The organism is Sorangium sp. So ce1504 (assembly GCF_051521635.1).
In the GTDB taxonomy this organism is placed as follows: Bacteria; Myxococcota_A; Polyangia; order Polyangiales; family Polyangiaceae; genus Sorangium; species Sorangium cellulosum_B.
Genome location: NZ_CP150365.1, coordinates 10,052,301 through 10,070,827, shown reverse-complemented (window position 1 = coordinate 10,070,827; position 18,527 = coordinate 10,052,301). Strand labels below are relative to the sequence as shown.

The window sequence follows — 18,527 nt, the reverse complement described above, 5'->3', positions numbered from 1 at the left end:
TGGGAGCGCGCTTGGTCACCAGCGGAGCCGGCGTCCCAGCGCGTAAGCGATGCCGCTCTCCAGGGTCCCTTTGGTGACGATGCCGCTCAGATCGGCGCCGATCGTGGTGAGCGTCTGCGCGATCTGCGGCTTGATCCCGGTGAGCACGACCCGGGTGCCGAGCAATCCCGCGGCCCGGGCCGCGTCGACGAAGGATTGCGCCACCCGCTCGTCGACGACCTTCACCCCGGTGATGTCGAGGATGGCGATCCTGGCCTGCTGGGCGGCGATCCCTTCAAGCAACGTCGTCAGGATCTGCTCGGCGCGCGCGGGGTCGACGCTCCCGACGATCGGCATCGCGACGACGCCACGCGCCAGCGGCAGGAGCGGCGTGATGAGCTCCTGGATCGTCGCCTGCTGCATCTCGATGAGCCGCCGCTGCATCTCCGCGCGCTCGGCCTCGGCCTGCTTGGCTCGGCTGATGTCCACCGAGATCGTCCCGACCGCGTAGATCTTCCCCTCGGCGTCGCGGATGGGGAACTTGGTCGACAGGTAGGTGCGCGGACCGTTCGGGTAGACGAGCACCTGCTCGGATGCGCCCGGGCGTCCGGCGGCCGCCACCTCTTCATTGGCCTTTCGTATCGAGGCGGCCGCCGGCGCCGGGAGAAGGTCGTAGACGACCCGCCCCAGCAATTCCTCGCGGCTCATCTTGTAGAATGACTCGATTTCGCGGTTCACGAGGAGGAGCCGGCCCGCGGCGTCCACGGCGACCATCATGGACGGCGTGTATTCGAGGAACGCATGGAGCAGGCTCTCACTCCGCTCGAGCATCTGCTCCGTGTGCTTGCGCGGGGTGATGTCGTGCGCCGAGCCCAGCATCCGCCGCCCCGGTCCCTCGCGGCCGAGCGCGACGCCTCGCTCGAGGAACCATCGCCAGCCGCCGTCGCGACCGCGCACGCGGTACTCCACCGTCGCCTGCTCCCCGCTCTCGGAGGCGGCCACGCGAGCCCGGTACTCCTCGATGCGACCGATATCGTCCGGATGGACTATCGGGGACAGGCCGTCGCCGCGGGGCGAGCCCGCCGCGGCTCCGCCGCCCTCTCCGACGAGATCGGTGAGCTCCCGGTTCCGGTAGACGTACCGCCCCTCATCGAGATCGAGCACGTAAACGAGGCTGGGCAGCGCGTCGAGCAAGCGCTCCGGGAAGCCGCGGCCGGCCTCCTCCAGCTCGGCGACGCGGGAGCGCAGGCGCTGCACTTCCTTCTGCAACGCGTCCAGCTCCGCCTCGAGCGCCACGGTCTTCTGCGCGTCCATCGCCGTCCAGGGCGATGTTATCCCAGCCGCGGGCTGAGGTGGGTCACAATTTTCCTGGGTATCCGGGCTCCAGCACGATCGCGCCGACGCCTCGTCGAGCTCGATGTCGGCGCGGGGGATCTGGCCCGTCAGGCTGTCGAGCCAGCGGGTGATCAGGTGCACCTCCTTGTCGTCCAGCTCCTTCCCGAGCTGGTGTCTCGCCATCCTCCTCACGGCCTCCTCCAGCGAGGAGACCGAGCCGTCATGGATTGTCCCCCTCGAGGAACACGTCCCAGCGGCTCCGCGTGAACAGCGTGGCCTCGAACGCCGCGAGCGCCCGCGCGACGTTGTCGAACGTCACGGTCCGCGGCTGCCCGGGAAACGCCAGCGCGAACGCCTGCCTGTTCCCTCTGGACGAGCAGGCACGGCCGCCCGGGCTCGGCGGCGCGACACGGCCCTGCGGCCGGGAACATGAGCGAGGCGATCCCTACCGGCAAGGGCCCCGCAGCGGGCGAGCTGTGGTGTCAAGCCGGGAGGGCCGTATCCCGGGCCGCCAGCCGCCGGCGGCGCGCATCGCGGAGGCGCCTTGCCGGCAAGACGGCCAGCGCGAGCGCGAAGGCCATGAGGGGGGAAGCGCTGCGCGTCGGCTGACCTGGACCGCCCATGCGGCAGCCGCCATCCCCGCCGGCGTCGGTCCCAGGACTGCCCGTACCGGCTGACGCCGTGCTACTGCCCGCGTTTCCACCGCTGCCCGCCTCACCGCCAGAGCCGCCGCTGCCCGCCTCACCGCCAGAGCCGCCGCTGCCCGCCTCACCGCCAGAGCCGCCGCTGCCCGCAACACTGCTGCTCGCGCCGCCCGCCTCACCGCCAGAGCCACCGCCGCCCGCAACACTGCTGCTCGCGCCGCCCGCGTCACCGCCAGAGCCGCCGCCGCCCGCGTCACCGCCAGAGCCGCCGCTGCCCGCCTCACCGCCAGCGCCGCCGCCGCCCGCGCCGCTGCTGCCCCCGGGCGCGCACTGGCCGGCCTCGCAGGAGCCGCTCAGGCAATCGGTGTCCGCCACGCACGCCGCGCCGTCCAGGGACGGCAGCGCGTACACATAGGCCGCGCCGCTTCGGTCCAGAGGGGCGCTGTGGTACGGCGCCCCGACGATCACGCTCCCGCCAGCGTATCCCGCGCTCCACCCGAAAAAATCCAGCGTTTGCCCATCCGACGGCGCGAGCGTTCGCGCCTCCGTCCATGTTCCTTCTCCTCCGTGAAACACGGACACGATCCCCTTGTTGTCAGCCACGCCGACGAACCCGGCGACCACGGCGTTGCCCAGGAGCTGCACCCCTGTCGCCTCGCTCCCTCTCAAGGCGGGCACGAGCTTCGCCTGCTCGGTCCAGGCGCCGTCGCTCCGCGTATAGATGTACACCGCGCTCTTGGCTCCGATCGCCACGGTGTCCCCCGCGAGATCGACCGAGAAGCCGAAGGACGCGCGGGCGCTCATGTCATGCGGCAGGAGCTTCGCCTGTTGCGTCCAGCTGCCCCCATCCCGCACGAACACGTAGGCCGAGCCGGCGAACGCGCTGCCTTCGGGCGAATCCGCCGCCGCGCCCACGATCGCCGTGTCGCCCGACACAGCGACCGACCAGCCGAATCCCCGAGGGCAGTCCTGAGGCACGAGCTCCACCCGCGGCGACCACGCGTTGCCCGTCCTCGTGAAAGCAAATGCCTTGCCCAGCACGAGGTCGATGTCCTCTCCCACCGTGCTCGCGACGACCGTGTCCCCACCGACGTCGACCGCCATCCTCGAGAAGCTCAACGCCGGATACTCGGGGACGGTCAGCTTCGCTTGCTCCGACCAGGCGCCGTCGCTCCGGACAAACACATAGACGCGCTCTTCGTACGGCCGCACCTCATAGTTGGCGCTGGCCATGACGGCAGCGGTATCGCCGTCGAGGGCCACCTGACGGCCGAACACCATGCCGTTTTCGCCGTCGCTGGGCGCGAGCGTGGCGTCGAGCGTCGCGGCCCCGTCGGTCACGGTGTAGACGTGCGCGGCGCCGCGGGTCAGGCTGTTCTCGTCCGGCGCTCCGATCAGCGCCGTGTCGCCGCTGCCCGCGACCGCGAACCCGAACACGCGCTGGAGGGCCGGCGTCTCCTCGGTCAGCTTCTGGTCCTCGGTGACGGTGAGCGCCGCGCGCGCGGCCGCGAGCGGTCCTTCGTCGGGGCCTGGAGCGGCGCACGCCGCAGCGCAGAACGCTGTTGGAATCACGATCATGCGTTCGATTCGCCAAACCTTCATCGGGTGCACCTCGGAGCGCGGAGCGTAGCCGGAGCGCCGCCTCGTGGGAATCGGGGCGGAATCGCAGCGGTCCCGTGCCGGGCGCTGGCGCCAGCGGCTCCTGTGGTCAGCTGGAGGCGAAGACTCGCAGGGTGGGGGGCTCTGCTCCACGTCAGGTGGACGCCGCGCGCGACATGAGTGGTGACCTTCCGCGCCCGACTCCGCCGATGAACCGATGCCGGTAAGGGGTGCGCGAGGAGCCCCATGCGGTGGACCTGACGCTTCTCTCCGGGTCGGCGCGGCGCTAGAGGGCAGCATGCAAAGCGTGTTGGAAGCGTTCACGGCGTGCGGGTGGGCGGCGTGGCTCGCCCTCCTGGCCGGCGCGTCGGCACGGAGGAGGCCAATCAGTGCGTGAACATCGGCGCCTCGATGGGCGTCCTGCCGTTCGTGATCGGCGCGGCCGCGGTAGGGATCGGGCTCGCGCTCCGCGACAAGCCGGCTTGATCGATCCAGGGCACCAGGCACGTTGGCTCACGCGCCTGCGCCGGTGGGACTACTCTTCGCTCTCGAAGGGACCGAGATCCGGCGCGGATCCGTTGTACTCCACGCCTACGTCGACGCCCGCATCGCGGAGATCGCTGCCCGGCACCAGCTTCAGATAGTCGACGTCCGGCAAGCTCCCATCGGCCTTGCGGGGGCCCTTGAGCAGGCTGGTGTCGACGCTCACGAAATCGCCGCTCGTGGCCGACAGTCCACCTTGCCAGCTGTTGTTCGTGATGCTCGTGGTCGTCGCCGACAGTGACCCGTTCGTTCCCAGGGAGATCGTGTTTCTGATGGTCAACGAGGCTGCGATGTTCGAGGTGCTGAAGTTGATGTTGCTGCCATTGGCGTGCGCCGCGCTGTTCAGGATCGTGACGCTGCCGCGGTTGCTGTTGTGGTCGAAGCCGTCGTTGACGTTCCCCGCGGCGATGCACCGCGTGTAGATGGCGTTGTGGCTCAGATCTTTGCCGTCGCTGCCGCCGGACTTGAAGCCGTTGCCGTCGCCTGCGCCGGCCGAGCCATTCTTGAGCTTCCCGTTGTCGATGGCCCAGCAGTCGTCGTAGGTCGTGGTGACGTTGTTTGCAGGGCGCAGGTAGCCGTCCCAGCCATCATCGAGGTTGTTCCAGGCGCGGCAGCCCACGAACTTGTTGCCCGTGCCGACGTCGAGCTTGGCCGCGAAGCCGTCGGCGTTCTCCAGGCTGGAATCGGCGTTGAAATACGAATCGCAGTTGAGCACCAGGTTGTCGGCCGCCCCTCCGCCCAGCTGCAGTCCGGTGTCGGCGCATTCGACGAACGTGGAGTATTCGATCACGTTGTGGGAACCGCTGACGAACATGCCGTTGTCGCCGGCTCGGAGGACGTCGATGCCGTAGATGTGCCAGTAGTCGCCGGACAGGACGAGCCCGCGATTGCTGGAGCTCTCCGCCATGGCGGAAAAGTCGAGCAAGGGGCGCTCGCTGTCCAGGGGGTAGGCGCGCAGATCGATGGTCGAGCCGCTCATGCCGTCCTTGCTCAGGCTGAGGGTCGTGTTGAGCGCGTAGGTGCCCCCGCGCAGGTAGATGGTGTCACCCGCGTTCGCCCGGAGGAGGGCGGCGGCCAAGGTCATGGGATCACGCATCGTTCCCGACGCGTCCGCCGCGCCATCCGGAGCCGCGAAGAGGGCATCGGGATCGATCGTGGGCGCTCCGCCGCTTCCCGACCCGCCGCCCGCCCCCGTGGTGGCGCCGCCAGCGCTGTCGCCGCCCGTCCCCGTGGTGGCGCCACCGCCGGCGCCGCCAGCTCCGTCGCCGCCCGAGCCGGCGGCGCCCCCGCCGGACGCCGTCGTGCCACCCGTCGCGAAGGTGCCGCCTGCGCCCGAGCTGACGCCGCTCGTCGGAGCCCCGCCGCTTCCTGGATTGTCTGTGTCAGCCGCGCCGCCGTCAGAGCAGGCCGCACTCGCCAACAACACGCTCGGGGCCAACAGGAGGCGCCACAGACGGCCGCGTCGGGTCTGGAGCTGAGGCTTGGAGCTCGGGTTCATGCGATGGAAGCATTGCCACGCCGGCAATAGGCCGTCTAGCGCGCTTCGTACGAAATTGGAGAACGGGGTGAAGGGCTGCGACACGCGAGCCGCGGCAGCGCTCACGCGCTGGCCGGGACTCGGCGCTTCCGGCGCGCTCTGAAGGCCCAAAGCACGAGGTTGAGGAGCACGAGGCTCGCTGCATCCGGCCGGTGGCCGCCAAGCGTGCTGCACGCGCATCCGGCCGAGTCGTCGGCGCTGCTCGTGCTCGGATCGGTGCCATCGCCGCCCGTGCCCAGGGGTCCGCCGCTACCGACGCTCGTCGTGCCGCCGCTGTCTGCGCCGCCGCTTACCGCTCCTCCGCTTGCGCTTGCGCTCGCGCCGCCCGACCCCGTATCCGCGGCACCGCCGCCGCCCGAGCCAGCGCTCGCCGCGCCGCCGGTGCCGGAAGCCCCGGCGGTCTCGGTCTCGGCCAACCCCGTCTCGAAGCAGCCGAAATCCGGAGCGGAGCCTGCGTAGGGCAGCCCGACGTCGACGCCCTTGTCGATGGCGTCGCTGTCCGACGCGAGGCGGAAATTCATGAGCACGGGCAAGCTGCCGTCCGCCTGTCGCGGAGCGTCCAGCCCCATTTCGGACGGATTCTGAAAGTCCGCGTCCGAGACCGTGACACCCCCCGCCGTCCAGGAGTTGTTCGCGTCGTCGGCGCCGTTGCGGTTCGAGAACAGCGTCCCGCCGAACGCCAGGTTGTTCCGGTAAACCCCGACGGTGATGTCGCTCCCGTTCGAATCCATCCCGAGCATGTTGAAGTCGGGGCGATTGCCGTACGACGTGTTGTTGTAGAAGTAGAGCGTGCTCGGGTGGTGGTTCGCGTAGAACCCTGCCGCCCTGTTGAAGGCGGCGAGACAGTTTTGCACCGTGTGGGCCGCGGGCTCAGCCGGAAATCTCGCCGGATCGGCGCCGTAGCCGCCGCCCTTGAAGCCGTTGCCGTTGCCGATGCCGGTCTGCGTCCCCGGCTTGTAGCCGTTGTACCAGGCCCACGAGCGCTCGACGAGGCAGGCGGCGCCGGAGTTGATGAAATCGTAGCCGTCGTCCGCGTTCCACCAGGCGCGGCAGCCTCGGAATACATTGCCGGTCTCCCGGGCGCCGACGTGACAGCCGAAGCCGTCCGCGCTCTCGCCCGCGCCGTTCGACGTGAGCTCGTCGAAGTTGTCGTGCGAGTCGCAGTTGAGCACGAGGTTGTTGCTGCCGCGCTGGATGAAGATGCCGGCGCCCATGATGTGGTGGACGTCGAGCGCTTCGAAGATGTTGTTGCTGCCCTGATTCCACACGCCCCAGGACTCGTGGTTCAGGTTGTTGTTCTGGCGAACGCCTTTGATCTCGAGTCCCTTGAGGTGAATGTAATTCCCGGAGACGAGGATGCCCTTGATACGGCAAGAATCCCGGATGCCGTCGAAATCGAAGACGGGCTTCTCGCCGGGCGCCGCCCAGTACTTGATCAGGTTGCCGGCGCTCCCGCTCTTGTTCAGCACCACGCCGCTGATGGTCGCCGTCCCGCTCGAGCAGGTGGTGGTGCCCTCCGTGTACGTGTACGTGCCGCCTTTGAAGTAGAAGACGTCGCCGGCCATGGCCACGCTTTGCGCTTTGGCCATCGACGCGAACGGCGCGGCTTCGGTGCCGGCGTTCGCGTCGTCGCCGGCGGGCGCCGGGGCCACGTAGTAGTCCTTGGCCCAGCCGCTCGTCGCAACGAGCAGCGGAGCGCCCAGCGCGGACAGCGAGAGAAGGAGTCGCAGGTTCATTTTTGCACCAGCCCGAGGTCGTCGAGGTTGAAGCCCGCCGAGGCCGGGGGAAAGCACACCCAAGCGTCCTGGAGACGTCAAGCCCAAACTGCAGGACCTCCGGGTTGACAGGTCCAGCGTCTCTGCGATATCGGCCAGAGGTGCGCCGCCGGAGCACATGGAGAGTGGATCCATGCGACGATTCGCGATCTCTCGTTGGCTGATAGCGTGCTTGGCGAGCTGTACGTCGGCGCCGCCGTCCACGCCGGGGGACGGGGTCGTCGAGGGGCCTCCGCCCCCTGCGCCGACGTGCCCGACCCAGAAGCTCGCGTTCACCAGGGAAACGGGGTGCGTGAACGATGGATCCCTGGAGTTTTGCCTGCCGTCGGACGACGCGGCGCTCCTCGCGCGCGTGCGGGGCATCGCGCCCGCGATCCGGGCCGGCTCGTCGAGGGGGCGCGCCAGGTGCGATGTGCCCGCAGAGACCCTGTACTTCTTCCCCACGGGAGACGCCGAGTGCACCGCGCGCCATGGCGCGCTCGAGGACGCGGCATGGGACCAGGTCTGTCGTATTGCCGCGCTGCCCGAGGTGCGGGAGATCGTGCCGACGTGGTACGAGTGAGCGCGGGCGGGCGCTCCTGCGCTGGCTCGCCGGCTGAGCGGCCCGGCCGCGCGGATCGCTGGTAGAACGACGCCGCGGAGAGGGCCGCCGACCATCCCCTGGGCGTGAGGGGGTGAGCAACCCGATCACGGGCACGCGAGGCCGGCCGCTCTGGAGTCACTTGACACCGCTCGGGGGCGGCACCTTGTTCGCCGTGGCCGGACCCCTGCCGTGCCCCGCCCGGCTCATGCGCTCTCGGCGGAGCGCGTGGCGCTCGTTGCGGCGAGCAGGCACGCCGGTGAGGCGCTGGGCTTCCATTTGCGGTTGCGGTTACGGCGAAACTCCAGCTCCGGGAAGAGGAGGGTACACACATGGCTGATCGCTGGCAGGACTCTGCTCGCACGACGAGCTTCGGATTGCAATTGGTCGAGCCTCATACCTTGCGGGAGAACCGCGGCTCGTTCATCGGCCTCGGCATCGCTCTTTTGGTGCTTGGCGCTCTCGCGATCCTCATGCCCGTGATCGCCTCGCTGGTCACGGCGGTCGCCATCGGGGCCGTGCTGGTGGCGAGCGGCCTCTTCCAGGGCGTCCACGCCATCCAGCACCGGCGATGGGCCAACTCCGGCTGGTCGCTCGCGAGCGCCCTGCTCCAGATCGCCGCGGGCGTCCTGATCGTGGTCTTCCCGGTGACGGGCACGGTCACGCTGACCTTGATCCTCGCGGCCTTCTTCTTCGTGGAAGGCTTCCTCAAGATCGTCCGCGCGCTCCAGCACCGCGAGATGCCCGCCTGGGGCTGGCTCCTGTTCGACGGGCTGCTCGCGCTGGCGCTCGGGGTCCTGATCTGGTGGCGCTGGCCGAGCACCGCGGCGTGGGCGATCGGGCTGATCGTCGGCGTCAACGTCCTCGTCAGCGGCACGTCGATGTTGCTGATCGGGACCAGCGCGCGACAGCGGCCGGTGGCCAGCATGTGACAGGCGCCCCGGGCCGGAGACCGCGCCTGACGCTCGTCCCTCACTGGCGGCCACCGCTCGTGGTGAGCAGCCAGGTCTCCACGGCGTGCGCGAAGCCCTCGTCGGCGTTCGACAGCGTGATGAAGTGGGCTTGCCGCTGCACGACGGCGCGCGCCTGCCCCATGGCGATGCTGAGCCCGCTCTCCCTGAACATGAGCACATGGTCGGGCAGCTCGCCGATCGCGGCCATGGCCGCGCCGGAGAGGCCGAGGCGCGCCGAGAGGGTCCTCGCGACCTCTCCGGAGTTGGCCCGCGGGTGCATCACCTCGATGCAATGGGGCACGGGGCGCGACGCAGAGAAGAACGCGCAGGCCCCCTGGAGGTCCGACTCGCCGCGCTCCAGCACCCCGGCGTCGTCGCTGACGCCGACGATCTTGACCGAGCTGTCCACGACGCCTTCCCAGCGCTCGACGACCCTGGGGACACACTGCGCGACCGCCTGCTCGCGCGCGACGTGCGGCGCGTCGGCGCGGCGCACCAGCCAGTCGTCGCCCTGGTAGACCCAGACCGCGGCGCCGTGTCGCTCCAGGGTCGCGATGACGACCGCGGCCGCGCCGTTGTCGAGCGGGTGCTGCTCGATGACGGAGAGATCCGGCCGCACCAGCATGGCGCCGCCGAACGCGGCGACCGGCGTCGCGATCCTCAGCCGCCCGAGCAGGACGCGCAGGCCGCGCGGCGAGCGCCTGCTCATCAGCGCGAGGTCGATCCCGGCGTCGCGGAGCCGACTCGCCGCCTGCTCCGCTCTGGGGGTGAGCACGCCGTCGGGCGTGAGGAGCGCGCCGTCCACGTCGGCGAGCAGCACGCGAATCGCGGTCATGCGGCTCTCCGCGCCAGCGGGGTGGCCAGGGAGGGCGTACGCCACCCGCCGAGGTCGGCGACGAGGCGGTCGGCTTCGGCTGGGCCCCAGCTGCCCGGCTCATAGGGCGAGAGCGGCGTCGCCTGGTCCAGGACCGGATCGACCACGGCCCATTGCGCCTCCACTTCGGCCTGGCTCGCGAACAGGGTCGGATCGCCGGCGAGCGCATCGCCGAGGAGCCGCTCGTAGGGCCCCAGCGCCTCGGACAGATCGCTCGCCACGAGCAGCTCGGTCGGCTGTCCGGCCATCCGCTCGCCGGGCGCCTTGATCCGCACGCCGACGGCGAGCTCCGGCGACGGGGCGAGCCGGATGCGCACGTAGTCTGGAGCCCCGCGCCCGACATCCTCGAACACGGCGTGCGGAGGCCGCCGCAGCAGGACGAGCACCTCGGTCGCCGTGACGGCGAGGCGCTTGCCAGCGCGGATGCAGAACGGCACGCCCGCCCAGCGCCAGGTGTGGATGCGGAGCCGCGCGGCGCAGAACGTCTCGACCTGCGACCCTGGCGCGACGCCCGGCTCGCCGCGGTACCCGGTGTATTGACCGCGGACGACGTGCGCCGGATCGAGCGGCGTGATGGCCCGCAGCAGCCGGACGCGCTCCGCGCGCACGGCGTCGGCGTCCCCGGACGGGGGGGGATCCATGGCGAGGCACGCGAGCACCTGCAGGAGATGGTTTTGCAGGACGTCGCGGATGCACCCGGTGGCGTCGTAGAACCGGCCGCGGCCCTCGATGCCGAACCTCTCGGCCATGGTGATCTGGACGCTCTCGACATGGTGGGAGTTCCAGACCGGCTCGAGCAGCGCGTTCGCGAAGCGGAAGTAAACGATGTTCTGGACGGGCTCTTTGCCGAGGAAGTGGTCGATCCGGAAGATCTCCTCTTCCGGAAAGACGCTCGCGAGCGTGCGGTAGAGCGCCCGAGCGGACTCCAGATCGTGGCCGAACGGCTTCTCGACGACGAGCCGCCCTCGCCGCACGCACCCGGAGCGGTCGAGCGCCTTGACGACCTCTTCGAACAGGTCGGGCGGCACGGCCATGTAGTGGAGCGGCCGCTGGGCGGTGCCGAGCCGCTCGCGGAGGCGGTGGAACGTCGCCGGATCGGCGTAATCCCCGCTCACGTACGAGAGCCGCGCGCACAGCTCGCGATACACGCCCGCCTCGAACGCGCCCGCCCGCTCGAGGCTCTCGCGGACGCGGGCGTAGAGCTGATCGAGGCTCCACGGGCTCTTGGCCACGCCGACGATCGGCACCTCCAGCTTGCGGCGGCGGATCAGCCCGGCCAGCGCCGGGAAGATCTTCTTGAAGGCCAGGTCGCCTGTCGCTCCGAAGAGCACGAGCGCGTCGGCGGCGTTCATGCCGCCTGCTCGGCGGCGCCGGACATCACGCGCCGCATGCCCGAGCTCTCCTGGCCTTCAGCTTCCATCCATCCAGTGCGCATGCGCTCGGCTCCTCGCATCTCGCCATGGCCCCGGGGGCCCTGGTCCCGATCCGGCATCGCGTGTGCCACGCTGGATCGGCGCGAGCACGCCTTTCGTCACGCGCGCTGTGACGCCGCGCGCCCGGGCTTGACTGCCCTGACGGCCCGCCTCTTCAACAGGAGAGGGAGGCTCTCGATCACGTCGACCCGATCCGCGATGAACAGCGCGACCCAGTGGGAGAGCCGGTGATCCGGGACCTTGTAGGCGACGCGACGCAGCGCGCCGCTCGCTCCTCTCGGCGGCAATGCCGTGCTGAACACCGGCGTCGGGCGGGCGCGCCCGGGGTGCCTGAGCAGCGGCCCCTCGATCGGCTGCTGCTCGGGCTCGAGCCAGTGCGCGCTCTCCAGGAGGCGCGGCGGCACCTCCCTGGGGACGCCGGGCCTGTCCTCGAGGCAAATGTCGACTCCCCAGTACGGCAGCTCCCTCGGCAGCACGATCTCGGCTTCCATGATCGCCTCCTCCTCGATGACGGAGCTCACTTGGCCCCCCGCGGAATGAGCACGCATTTGAGGATCCCGTCGGTCCTCGCCGCGAACACCCGGTACATCTCCGCGGCCGCCTCGAGCGGGACGCGGTGGGTGATGAGCGCCCTCGGGTCGATGTTCCCGCTGCGGATGTGCTCGAGCAGGCGGGGCATGTACCGCTTCACGTCGCACTGCCCGGTCTTGATCGTCAGGCCCTTGTTCATGGCCGCGCCGACGTCGATGAGGTTCCACGGCGGCCCGTAGACGCCGACGATCGAGACCCTCCCGCCGCGGCGGACCGACTGGATCGCCCAGTTGAGGGCGACGGGCGACCCGGCCTCGAGCTTGAGCGCCTTGCCCAGCACGTCGTGCAGCGCCGAGCCGTTCGCCTCGAGGCCGACCGCCTCGATGCAGACGTCCGGCCCGCGGCCGTCGGTCATGTCCCGGAGCGCGGACACGACATCCGGGGTCTCGCTGAAATCGAGCGTCTCTGCCTTGTTGTGCCGGCGCGCGAAATCGAGGCGGTAACCGACCGAATCGACGGCGATGACCCGGCGCGCGCCGAGGAGCCATGCGCACCGCTGGGCCACGAGGCCGACGGGCCCGCAGCCGAAGACGGCCACGGTGTCCGCGGGGCCGATGTCCCCCATCTCCGCGGCCTGGTACCCCGTGGGGAGGATATCCGAGAGAAAGAGCGCGTCCTCGTCCGAGAGGTCGTCGGGGATCTTCATGGGGCCGACGTCGGCGAAGGGGACGCGGACGCGCTCGGCCTGGCCGCCCTGGTAGCCGCCGGTCGTGTGTGAATAACCGAAGATCCCGCTGGCGAGCGTGGTGAGCGGGTTCGTGTTCTCGCAGGCGGAGGTGCGCTCTCGCTGGCAGAAGAAGCACGTCCCGCAGGCGATGTTGAAGGGCACCACGACGCGGTCGCCGCGCTTCAGCGTTTGCACCGAGGCCCCCATCTCCTCCACGACGCCGGTGAACTCATGGCCGAAGATGGTCCCCACGCGCGTGTCAGGCACGTAGCCATGATAGAGGTGCAGATCCGAGCCGCAGATCGTGGCGCGACTCACGCGCAGGACCACGTCGTTCGGATGTTGAACCCGAGGCTCCGGGTTTTCCTCGACGCGGACGTTCTTCGGCCCATGGTATGTGAGCGCCAGCATTCGCACGACCTCCCAGCTTGCTCGACAGGGCAATGCAAGCGGTGAACCAGGCGCGCGCGCTCGTGGGTGCACCTGGCGTAGGCATCGGCTCTCCGGGCTTCGGGCGCCCAGCCTCGGGACATCGAGGACATCGCTGCTGGCGCCGGCGGCCCGGGCGCCGTTCGCGCTATCGGGTAGTGCTCAAAATTGAACATGAAGGCGGGAAGGAAAAATCAATGATCTTCCCGCCTTCATGTGAACTCTCTCCGGGCAAATGTGAGCACTACCGCCTATCGGCGGTCGCTCGTCCTCTTCTTCTCTTTCTTCGGCAGCGGCGGCAGCTTCAGCTTCTTCGGGTCGTCGAGCGCGCAGGCGCGCCCTTGCCGAGGCGATAGGCCGCCATCTTGCGCTTCAGGGTGTTCCTGTCGATGGCGAGCGCGCGCGCCGCGCGCGAGAGGTTGCCCTTGTGCACCTCGAGCGCGCGCCCGATCGCGGCGCGCTCGGCCGACGCGACGGCCTCCGCGAGCGGCGCGACCTCCTCGCCGCCTGCCTCCGACTCCGGCGCTCGCGCGATCCCGCCTGCGCCGCCGCTCGCGGGCCGCGCCGCCGGCGACGCGATCTCCGGCGCGAGATCGCCCACGTCGACCGTGTGCTCGCAGAACACGCCCCACCGCTGCACCTCCGCGCGCAACTCGCGCACGTTGCCCGGCCAGGCGTGCTGGTAAAGGCTCCTCAGCGCCTCGCGCGTCACCTCGAGCCCGCGCCCCTTGCGCCGCGACTGCACCTCGTCGAGGAACGCGCCGACGAGCACCTCGATGTCGCCACCCCGCGCACGAAGCGGGGGAACCTCGATGATCGCGCCGCGGAGCCGGTAGTACAGATCCTCGCGGAACGTCCCTTCCTCGACCATCGCCGCGAGGTCGCGGTGGGTGGCCGCGAGGACGCGGACGTCCAGCTCGATCTTCGCCTCGCCGCCCACCCGCCGCAGCGTCCCGTCCTGGAGCACGCGCAGCAGCGACGCCTGCACCCGCGGCGACAGCTCGCCGATCTCGTCGAGGAACAGCGTCCCGCCGTGCGCCTGCTCGAAGACGCCGCGCCGCCGCCCCGCGGCCCCGGTGAAGGCCCCCGCCTCGTGGCCGAACAGCTCGCTCGCGAGCACGCCCTCGGCGAAGACGCTGCAGTTCTCCGCGATGAACGGCCCTCTCGCGCGCGGGCTGTGCTCGTGGATCGCCCTGGCCGCGAGCTCCTTTCCGGTCCCGGTCTCGCCGACGATCAGCACCGGCACGTCGGTCGCGGCGACCCGGGCGATGCGGGCGCGGAGGAAGCGCATCGGCTCGCTCTCGCCCACGAGCACCGTGTCGCGCGTGCGCGCCTCGGCCCGCAGGCGCACGACCTCCTCGCGCAGCGCGCGGATCTCCGGGAAACCCTCGATGTCGAGCCGGACCTCGCGCACCGGCCGCGGGTGCGGGTGCGGCACGAACGCCGCCGGGATCACCTGGAGCATGCGCGCCGGCAGGATCCCCGCCTGCACCAGGATGACCCAGAGCGTCTGCGCCTGCGGCGTGCCGGCCGAGAGCAGGACGTCCGTCGCCCACGCCGCGGGTGGAAAGGCGCGCTTGAGCTGCGCCGAGAGCTTCCCGAGCGCCCGGAAGAGCTTCGCGTGGTCCGACGGATCGTCGACGTCCACGACCCGGAGCTCGATCCGCGGCGCGCGGGCCCGCGCCTGCTCGACGAGCGCCCGCGACGGCGCCTCGCCCGCCGGGATGGTGAGGACCACGATCGCGTCGTAGCGGCTCTCTTCCTGGTCGAGGAGCCGCAGCACCGGCCCGCGATCGCCCTCGGGCCGGCGGCCGTGGTGCGCCGGCGCCGGCCCGAGCGTGCCCGCGTCCGACCAGGTGAGGAGGAGGCGATTCACTGGTGCACCGTACACCAGACGTGGTGCACGATGTACCACTTTATCTGGTGCACGGCGCACCATGTTGAGGCGCTCTGCCGGCGTCGCCGCGGGCCGCGCGCTGGCACGGAAGCCGCAAGTCTCCTGCGCATTCCCATGGGCATTCCCGTTCCCATCCGCGTTTGCGCCTGCCTTTGCCTCCTGCCCCGGAGATCTCGATGAAAGCCCCCGCCGACAGCGCAGTCCTTCCTGCCCACGCCCGCCTGGTCGCCCGCGACGACGTCTGGCTCGAGGGCAACGCCGTCCAGCAGCTCGCGCGCGTCGCCGCGCTGCCGGGCTGCGTCCGCGCCGTGGGCATGCCGGATCTGCACGCCGGGCGGGGCATCCCCATCGGCGCGGCCTTCGCCTTCGCGGACCGGGTCGTCCCGGAGCTCATCGGCGGCGACGCCGGCTGCGGCGTGCGGCTCGTCGCGACGTCGATCGGCCGCGTGGCGCCGGACGTCCTCGAGCGGCGCGCCCGGCAGGCGATGGACGACGAGCCGCTCGCCGAGTGCGACCCGCGGGCGGTGTTCGAGCGGGTCTGGGAGCGCGGCGCGCGCGGCTTTGCCGAGGTCGACGGCGTGCCCGAGGCGCTCGCGCGGCTCGCGGCGGCGGAGCCGGAGGACGGCCTTCGCCCGAGCGGGGACGCCTCGCCGTACCGCGCGGGCTACGAGGGCGCGCTCGGCTCGGTCGGCGGGGGGAACCACTTCCTCGAGGTCGCCCGGGTCGGCGCGCTGCGGGACCCTGCGGCGGCGAAGGCCCTCGGCCTCTCCGCGGGGGAGCTCGTCGTCGTGGCGCACTCCGGCTCGCGCGGGCTTGGCGGTGCGCTCGGGCAGCGCTGGGGCGGCGCGGTGCTCGAGGGGGACGCGGCCGAGCCGTACCTCGGCGAGCTCGCCGGCGCGTGCCGCTTCGCGCGGGCGAACCGGCTCCTGCTCGCGTACCGGATGCTGCGCGCGCTCGGCGCCTCGCGGGCGTCGACGATCACGGGCGGGCTCGACCTCACCCACAACGACGTCGCGCGCGAGGCCGTGGGCGGCGAGCTCGCCTGGGTGCACCGCAAGGGCGCGGCGCCCGCCCGGGGCAGCGACTTCACCGTGGTGCTCGGGTCGCGCGGCGCGCCGTCGTGGGTGATGCGCTCGTGCGACGCGGAGGCGGGGCTGCGCTCCGTCGCGCACGGCGCGGGCCGCAAGATGGGGCGCAGCGAGGCGCGCGAGAAGATCGCGGCCAGGTACCGGCGGCGCGAGCTCGCCCGCACGGAGCTCGGCGGCCGCGTCGTGTGCGACGACCCGGCGCTGCTGCTCGAGGAGCACCCGGACGCGTACAAGCCGATCGAGCCGGTGATCGAGAGCCTTGTCGAGGCCGGCCTGGCGACGCCGGTCGCGCCGCTCGTGCCGGTGCTCACGGTGAAGCGATGAGCCGGTCGTGGGTGCAGATCAGCGCGGGGCGGGGGCCGGTCGAGGTGCGGCGCTTCGTGGCGCGGCTCGCCGAGCGCATGGAGGCGCTCTGCGAGGAGCGCGGGCTCGCGGTGGTCGACGTCACGCTGCACGGCGACGAGGACGCGCCGGCCTCGGTCGAGATCCTGGTGGAGGGCGACGCGCGGCGCTGCCTGGAGGGCGAGCTCGGGACACACGCGCTGGGTATCCGTTCTGTAGACCACATCGTCGCGAGGTGCGCGCCGTCACCGTAGATTCGCGACGCGATGCGAGAGCAAGAGCGGCCTGCGACGAAGGGGGGCTTGGCCCAGCGAGTCGGGGAACCGGCAGTCGACGCCGACGTCGCCGCCCGCGTGCAAGTCGCCCGCAGGCGTGCGGCGGCGAAGCCGCGCGCCGCCGATGCCTCTGCCGGGCCCGAATCGTTGACAAGGCGCCGGAAGCCACGCGTCGACCGCGCAAGCGCCGAAGAGCCGGCACCAGCGCGCCAAAGCCGGCGACCGGTGCGCCCGGCGGGCGGCAAGGCGGCGACGTTGCCCACGGCAGCGGACGGCGACGCTGAGGAGCGATCAGCTGGGCGTCGCGTCCGGCGCCCGGGGCCACGGACTGGCCGCGAGCCGTTGCCGAGCGTCGGCGTTCTCGAGGGTCTGCTTCCAGGACTTGGGAGCGAGCTCGATGACCCGCTCGGGAGGCCAGGTGGGCAGCAGGATCAGCACGTCGCGCAAGTAGGCCCAGGGCTCGATGCCGTGCAGCGCGCAGGAGGCGATGAGCGACACGATGGTGGCGTTCCACTCGGCACCGTCCTTGCTGCCCACGAAGAGCCAGTTCTTACGGCCCACGGCTTCACGGCGGAGCTCAAGCTCGCTCCGGTTGTTGTCCAGGCGGAGCCGACCATCCTCGAGGAAGCGAGTGAGCGCGGTCCATTGGTTGAGCGCGTAGCCGATGGCGCCTGCGATGGGGCTCCTCGGGAGGACGAGCAGGTCCTCTGTCTCAAGCCACGCGCGGAAGGCCACGAGCACGGGCTCGGCATCCGTCCGGCGCTGCTCGGTTCGACGGTTCGGAGCCAGCTCCTTGGTCGCCTTGTCGATCGCGTAGAGCTTGCGAATGAAGCCGATGGCTACCGTCGCGCGGTCCCGGTCGGAGGTCATCGCCTCGAAGAACTTTCGCCGGCAATGGGCCCAGCAACCGACCTCGGTCACCCCCTCGGTGCGGAAGAGCTGCTCGTAGACGTTCGAGGCGTCGGCCTGGACATAGCCCTTGTAGCCGCGAAGGAACTCCTTCGGACCATCCTGGTTGTGATGCGGCGTGAAACGGAACAGGACGTGATCTCGGTCCGCCACCAGGACCCAGAAGTGGCCCCGCCGACACTTCTCCTTTGCTTGCACGAGCACGCCGGTGGCGTCGATGGCTATGCAGTGCGCGTTCAGGGCGTCCTTGGCCATCGCCTCGACGACGATCGCGAGCTTGCCGGCGCACGATTCGACCCAGCCGCACAGCGTCGAGCGCGAGAGGTGAAGGCCCCAGCGCTCGAACATCTTCTCCTGCCGGTGAAGCGGCAAGTGGTCGGCGTACTTGCTCACCAGCACGTGCGCGAGCAACCCCGGACCGGCGAGGCTGCGCGGGACAGGGCTGTCGGGGACGTCGGCGATCGTGATGCCTTGCTCGGGCTCACCTTTGACCGCGAACTTCGGCCTCACGATCTGCAGTCGCACGAAGCTCGCGGGCCGCCACTCCAGCGTCTCCGACACCTCCTCGCCGATGCGGACAAGCGCGGTCGCGCGCTCGTCCTGCGCCTCCGGCGGCAACAGCTCGATCCGCTCGACCGGCAGATGCTCGGGCAGCCGTTGCCGCCCGTGCGGGCGAGCTTGGCGCCCCTTGTCCCCGCCTCCGGAGGAGCCGTTCGGCGCCGCGCCATCGCGACCGTCGGGTGAGCCGGTCGCGCCCGCATCCGGCTGCGCCCCGGTGCCCGCGAGCATCTGCACGATCGCATCGAAGGCGAGCTGCATCTGCCCGGGGTCGACGTGCTCGGCCTTCTGGCCGAAGATGTGCCGGCGAAGCCGCTCCAGCTCGATGCTGGCGAGCTCGTAGAGCTTGCGGTACTCGTCCCGCTCGTGGGCAGCGCGCGCGAGCTTGTCCTTGAGCTCGCGAATCTGCTCTTCGACCGGCTTGCTCACGGCGCGGTAAGTACTCGTGAGCTCTTGCTTTTTGAAGGGGCTTGTGGAGGAAAATTTATGTCGCTCGAGGCAATGCAACCGTGGGGCTAC

Annotated in this window: 16 protein-coding genes; 5 read left to right on the top strand and 11 right to left on the bottom strand. The window is 70.8% G+C overall.

The genetic code is table 11. The annotated features are described in order from the left end of the window. Positions 1-15: 15 nt before the first annotated feature. The 3 genes from WMF39_RS37895 to WMF39_RS37885 form a co-directional block, all read right to left on the bottom strand. The gene (locus tag WMF39_RS37895; protein ID WP_437741340.1) at positions 16-1,497 is read right to left on the bottom strand and encodes a PAS domain-containing protein; all 1,482 of its coding nucleotides are present in this window, start codon (positions 1,495-1,497) and stop codon (positions 16-18) included. A 37-nt stretch (positions 1,498-1,534) separates the two neighbouring features. Continuing rightward, positions 1,535-1,633, bottom strand: coding sequence for a hypothetical protein (locus WMF39_RS37890; protein WP_437741339.1), 99 nt, complete (start codon positions 1,631-1,633; stop codon positions 1,535-1,537). A gap of 163 nt (positions 1,634-1,796) precedes the next feature. Further along, positions 1,797-3,560 carry a hypothetical protein gene (locus WMF39_RS37885; RefSeq protein ID WP_437741338.1) on the bottom strand — a complete coding sequence of 588 codons (1,764 nt, stop codon included), beginning with the start codon at positions 3,558-3,560 and terminating at the stop codon, positions 1,797-1,799. Positions 3,561-3,899: 339 nt separating this feature from the next. Between WMF39_RS37885 and WMF39_RS37880 the strand changes: the two genes are divergently transcribed. Next, positions 3,900-4,043 (top strand): hypothetical protein, encoded by a 144-nt coding sequence (locus tag WMF39_RS37880; RefSeq protein ID WP_437741337.1) that lies wholly within the window; start codon positions 3,900-3,902, stop codon positions 4,041-4,043. A 49-nt stretch (positions 4,044-4,092) separates the two neighbouring features. Here the strand turns inward: WMF39_RS37880 and WMF39_RS37875 are convergent, their stop codons facing one another. Beyond that, positions 4,093-5,526: a right-handed parallel beta-helix repeat-containing protein gene (locus tag WMF39_RS37875; protein WP_437741336.1), complete on the bottom strand. Its 1,434-nt coding sequence runs from the start codon at positions 5,524-5,526 to the stop codon at positions 4,093-4,095. A 173-nt stretch (positions 5,527-5,699) separates the two neighbouring features. Beyond that, positions 5,700-7,373 carry a right-handed parallel beta-helix repeat-containing protein gene (locus WMF39_RS37870; protein WP_437741335.1) on the bottom strand — a complete coding sequence of 558 codons (1,674 nt, stop codon included), beginning with the start codon at positions 7,371-7,373 and terminating at the stop codon, positions 5,700-5,702. Between the two features lie 172 nt (positions 7,374-7,545). Between WMF39_RS37870 and WMF39_RS37865 the strand changes: the two genes are divergently transcribed. Together WMF39_RS37865 and WMF39_RS37860 are read left to right on the top strand one after the other, a co-directional pair. Beyond that, positions 7,546-7,974 carry a hypothetical protein gene (locus WMF39_RS37865; RefSeq protein ID WP_437741334.1) on the top strand — a complete coding sequence of 143 codons (429 nt, stop codon included), beginning with the start codon at positions 7,546-7,548 and terminating at the stop codon, positions 7,972-7,974. A 350-nt stretch (positions 7,975-8,324) separates the two neighbouring features. Continuing rightward, entirely contained in the window at positions 8,325-8,924 is a 600-nt protein-coding gene (locus WMF39_RS37860) for an HdeD family acid-resistance protein (protein WP_437741333.1), read from the top strand. Positions 8,925-8,964: 40 nt separating this feature from the next. Here WMF39_RS37860 and WMF39_RS37855 read toward each other — a convergent pair whose 3' ends face one another. The 5 genes from WMF39_RS37855 to WMF39_RS37835 all read right to left on the bottom strand — a co-directional run bounded on the left by WMF39_RS37855 (position 8,965) and on the right by WMF39_RS37835 (position 14,815). Further along, a complete protein-coding gene (locus tag WMF39_RS37855; protein ID WP_437741332.1) occupies positions 8,965-9,780 on the bottom strand; it encodes an HAD hydrolase family protein in 816 nt (271 codons plus the stop codon). Then, complete coding sequence (gene zwf / locus WMF39_RS37850) at positions 9,777-11,171, bottom strand: glucose-6-phosphate dehydrogenase (protein ID WP_437741331.1); 1,395 nt, start codon at positions 11,169-11,171, stop codon at positions 9,777-9,779. Before zwf ends, WMF39_RS37855 begins: the two co-directional genes overlap by 4 nt. 179 nt (positions 11,172-11,350) lie before the next feature. Beyond that, positions 11,351-11,743: a hypothetical protein gene (locus WMF39_RS37845; RefSeq protein WP_437741330.1), complete on the bottom strand. Its 393-nt coding sequence runs from the start codon at positions 11,741-11,743 to the stop codon at positions 11,351-11,353. 26 nt (positions 11,744-11,769) lie between these two features. Next, positions 11,770-12,921 carry a zinc-dependent alcohol dehydrogenase gene (locus WMF39_RS37840; protein ID WP_437741329.1) on the bottom strand — a complete coding sequence of 384 codons (1,152 nt, stop codon included), beginning with the start codon at positions 12,919-12,921 and terminating at the stop codon, positions 11,770-11,772. Positions 12,922-13,243: 322 nt separating this feature from the next. Next, positions 13,244-14,815: a sigma-54 interaction domain-containing protein gene (locus tag WMF39_RS37835; protein WP_437741328.1), complete on the bottom strand. Its 1,572-nt coding sequence runs from the start codon at positions 14,813-14,815 to the stop codon at positions 13,244-13,246. A 197-nt stretch (positions 14,816-15,012) separates the two neighbouring features. Here WMF39_RS37835 and WMF39_RS37830 point away from each other — a divergent pair, with 197 nt between their 5' ends. After that, entirely contained in the window at positions 15,013-16,248 is a 1,236-nt protein-coding gene (locus WMF39_RS37830; RefSeq protein ID WP_437741327.1) for an RtcB family protein, read from the top strand. Further along, complete coding sequence (locus WMF39_RS37825; protein WP_437741326.1) at positions 16,245-16,520, top strand: hypothetical protein; 276 nt, start codon at positions 16,245-16,247, stop codon at positions 16,518-16,520. The genes WMF39_RS37830 and WMF39_RS37825 overlap by 4 nt, the downstream gene beginning before the upstream one ends. Positions 16,521-16,832: 312 nt before the next feature. Here the strand turns inward: WMF39_RS37825 and tnpC are convergent, their stop codons facing one another. After that, positions 16,833-18,515, bottom strand: coding sequence for an IS66 family transposase (gene tnpC, locus WMF39_RS37820; protein WP_437740543.1), 1,683 nt, complete (start codon positions 18,513-18,515; stop codon positions 16,833-16,835). Positions 18,516-18,527 lie beyond the last annotated feature (12 nt).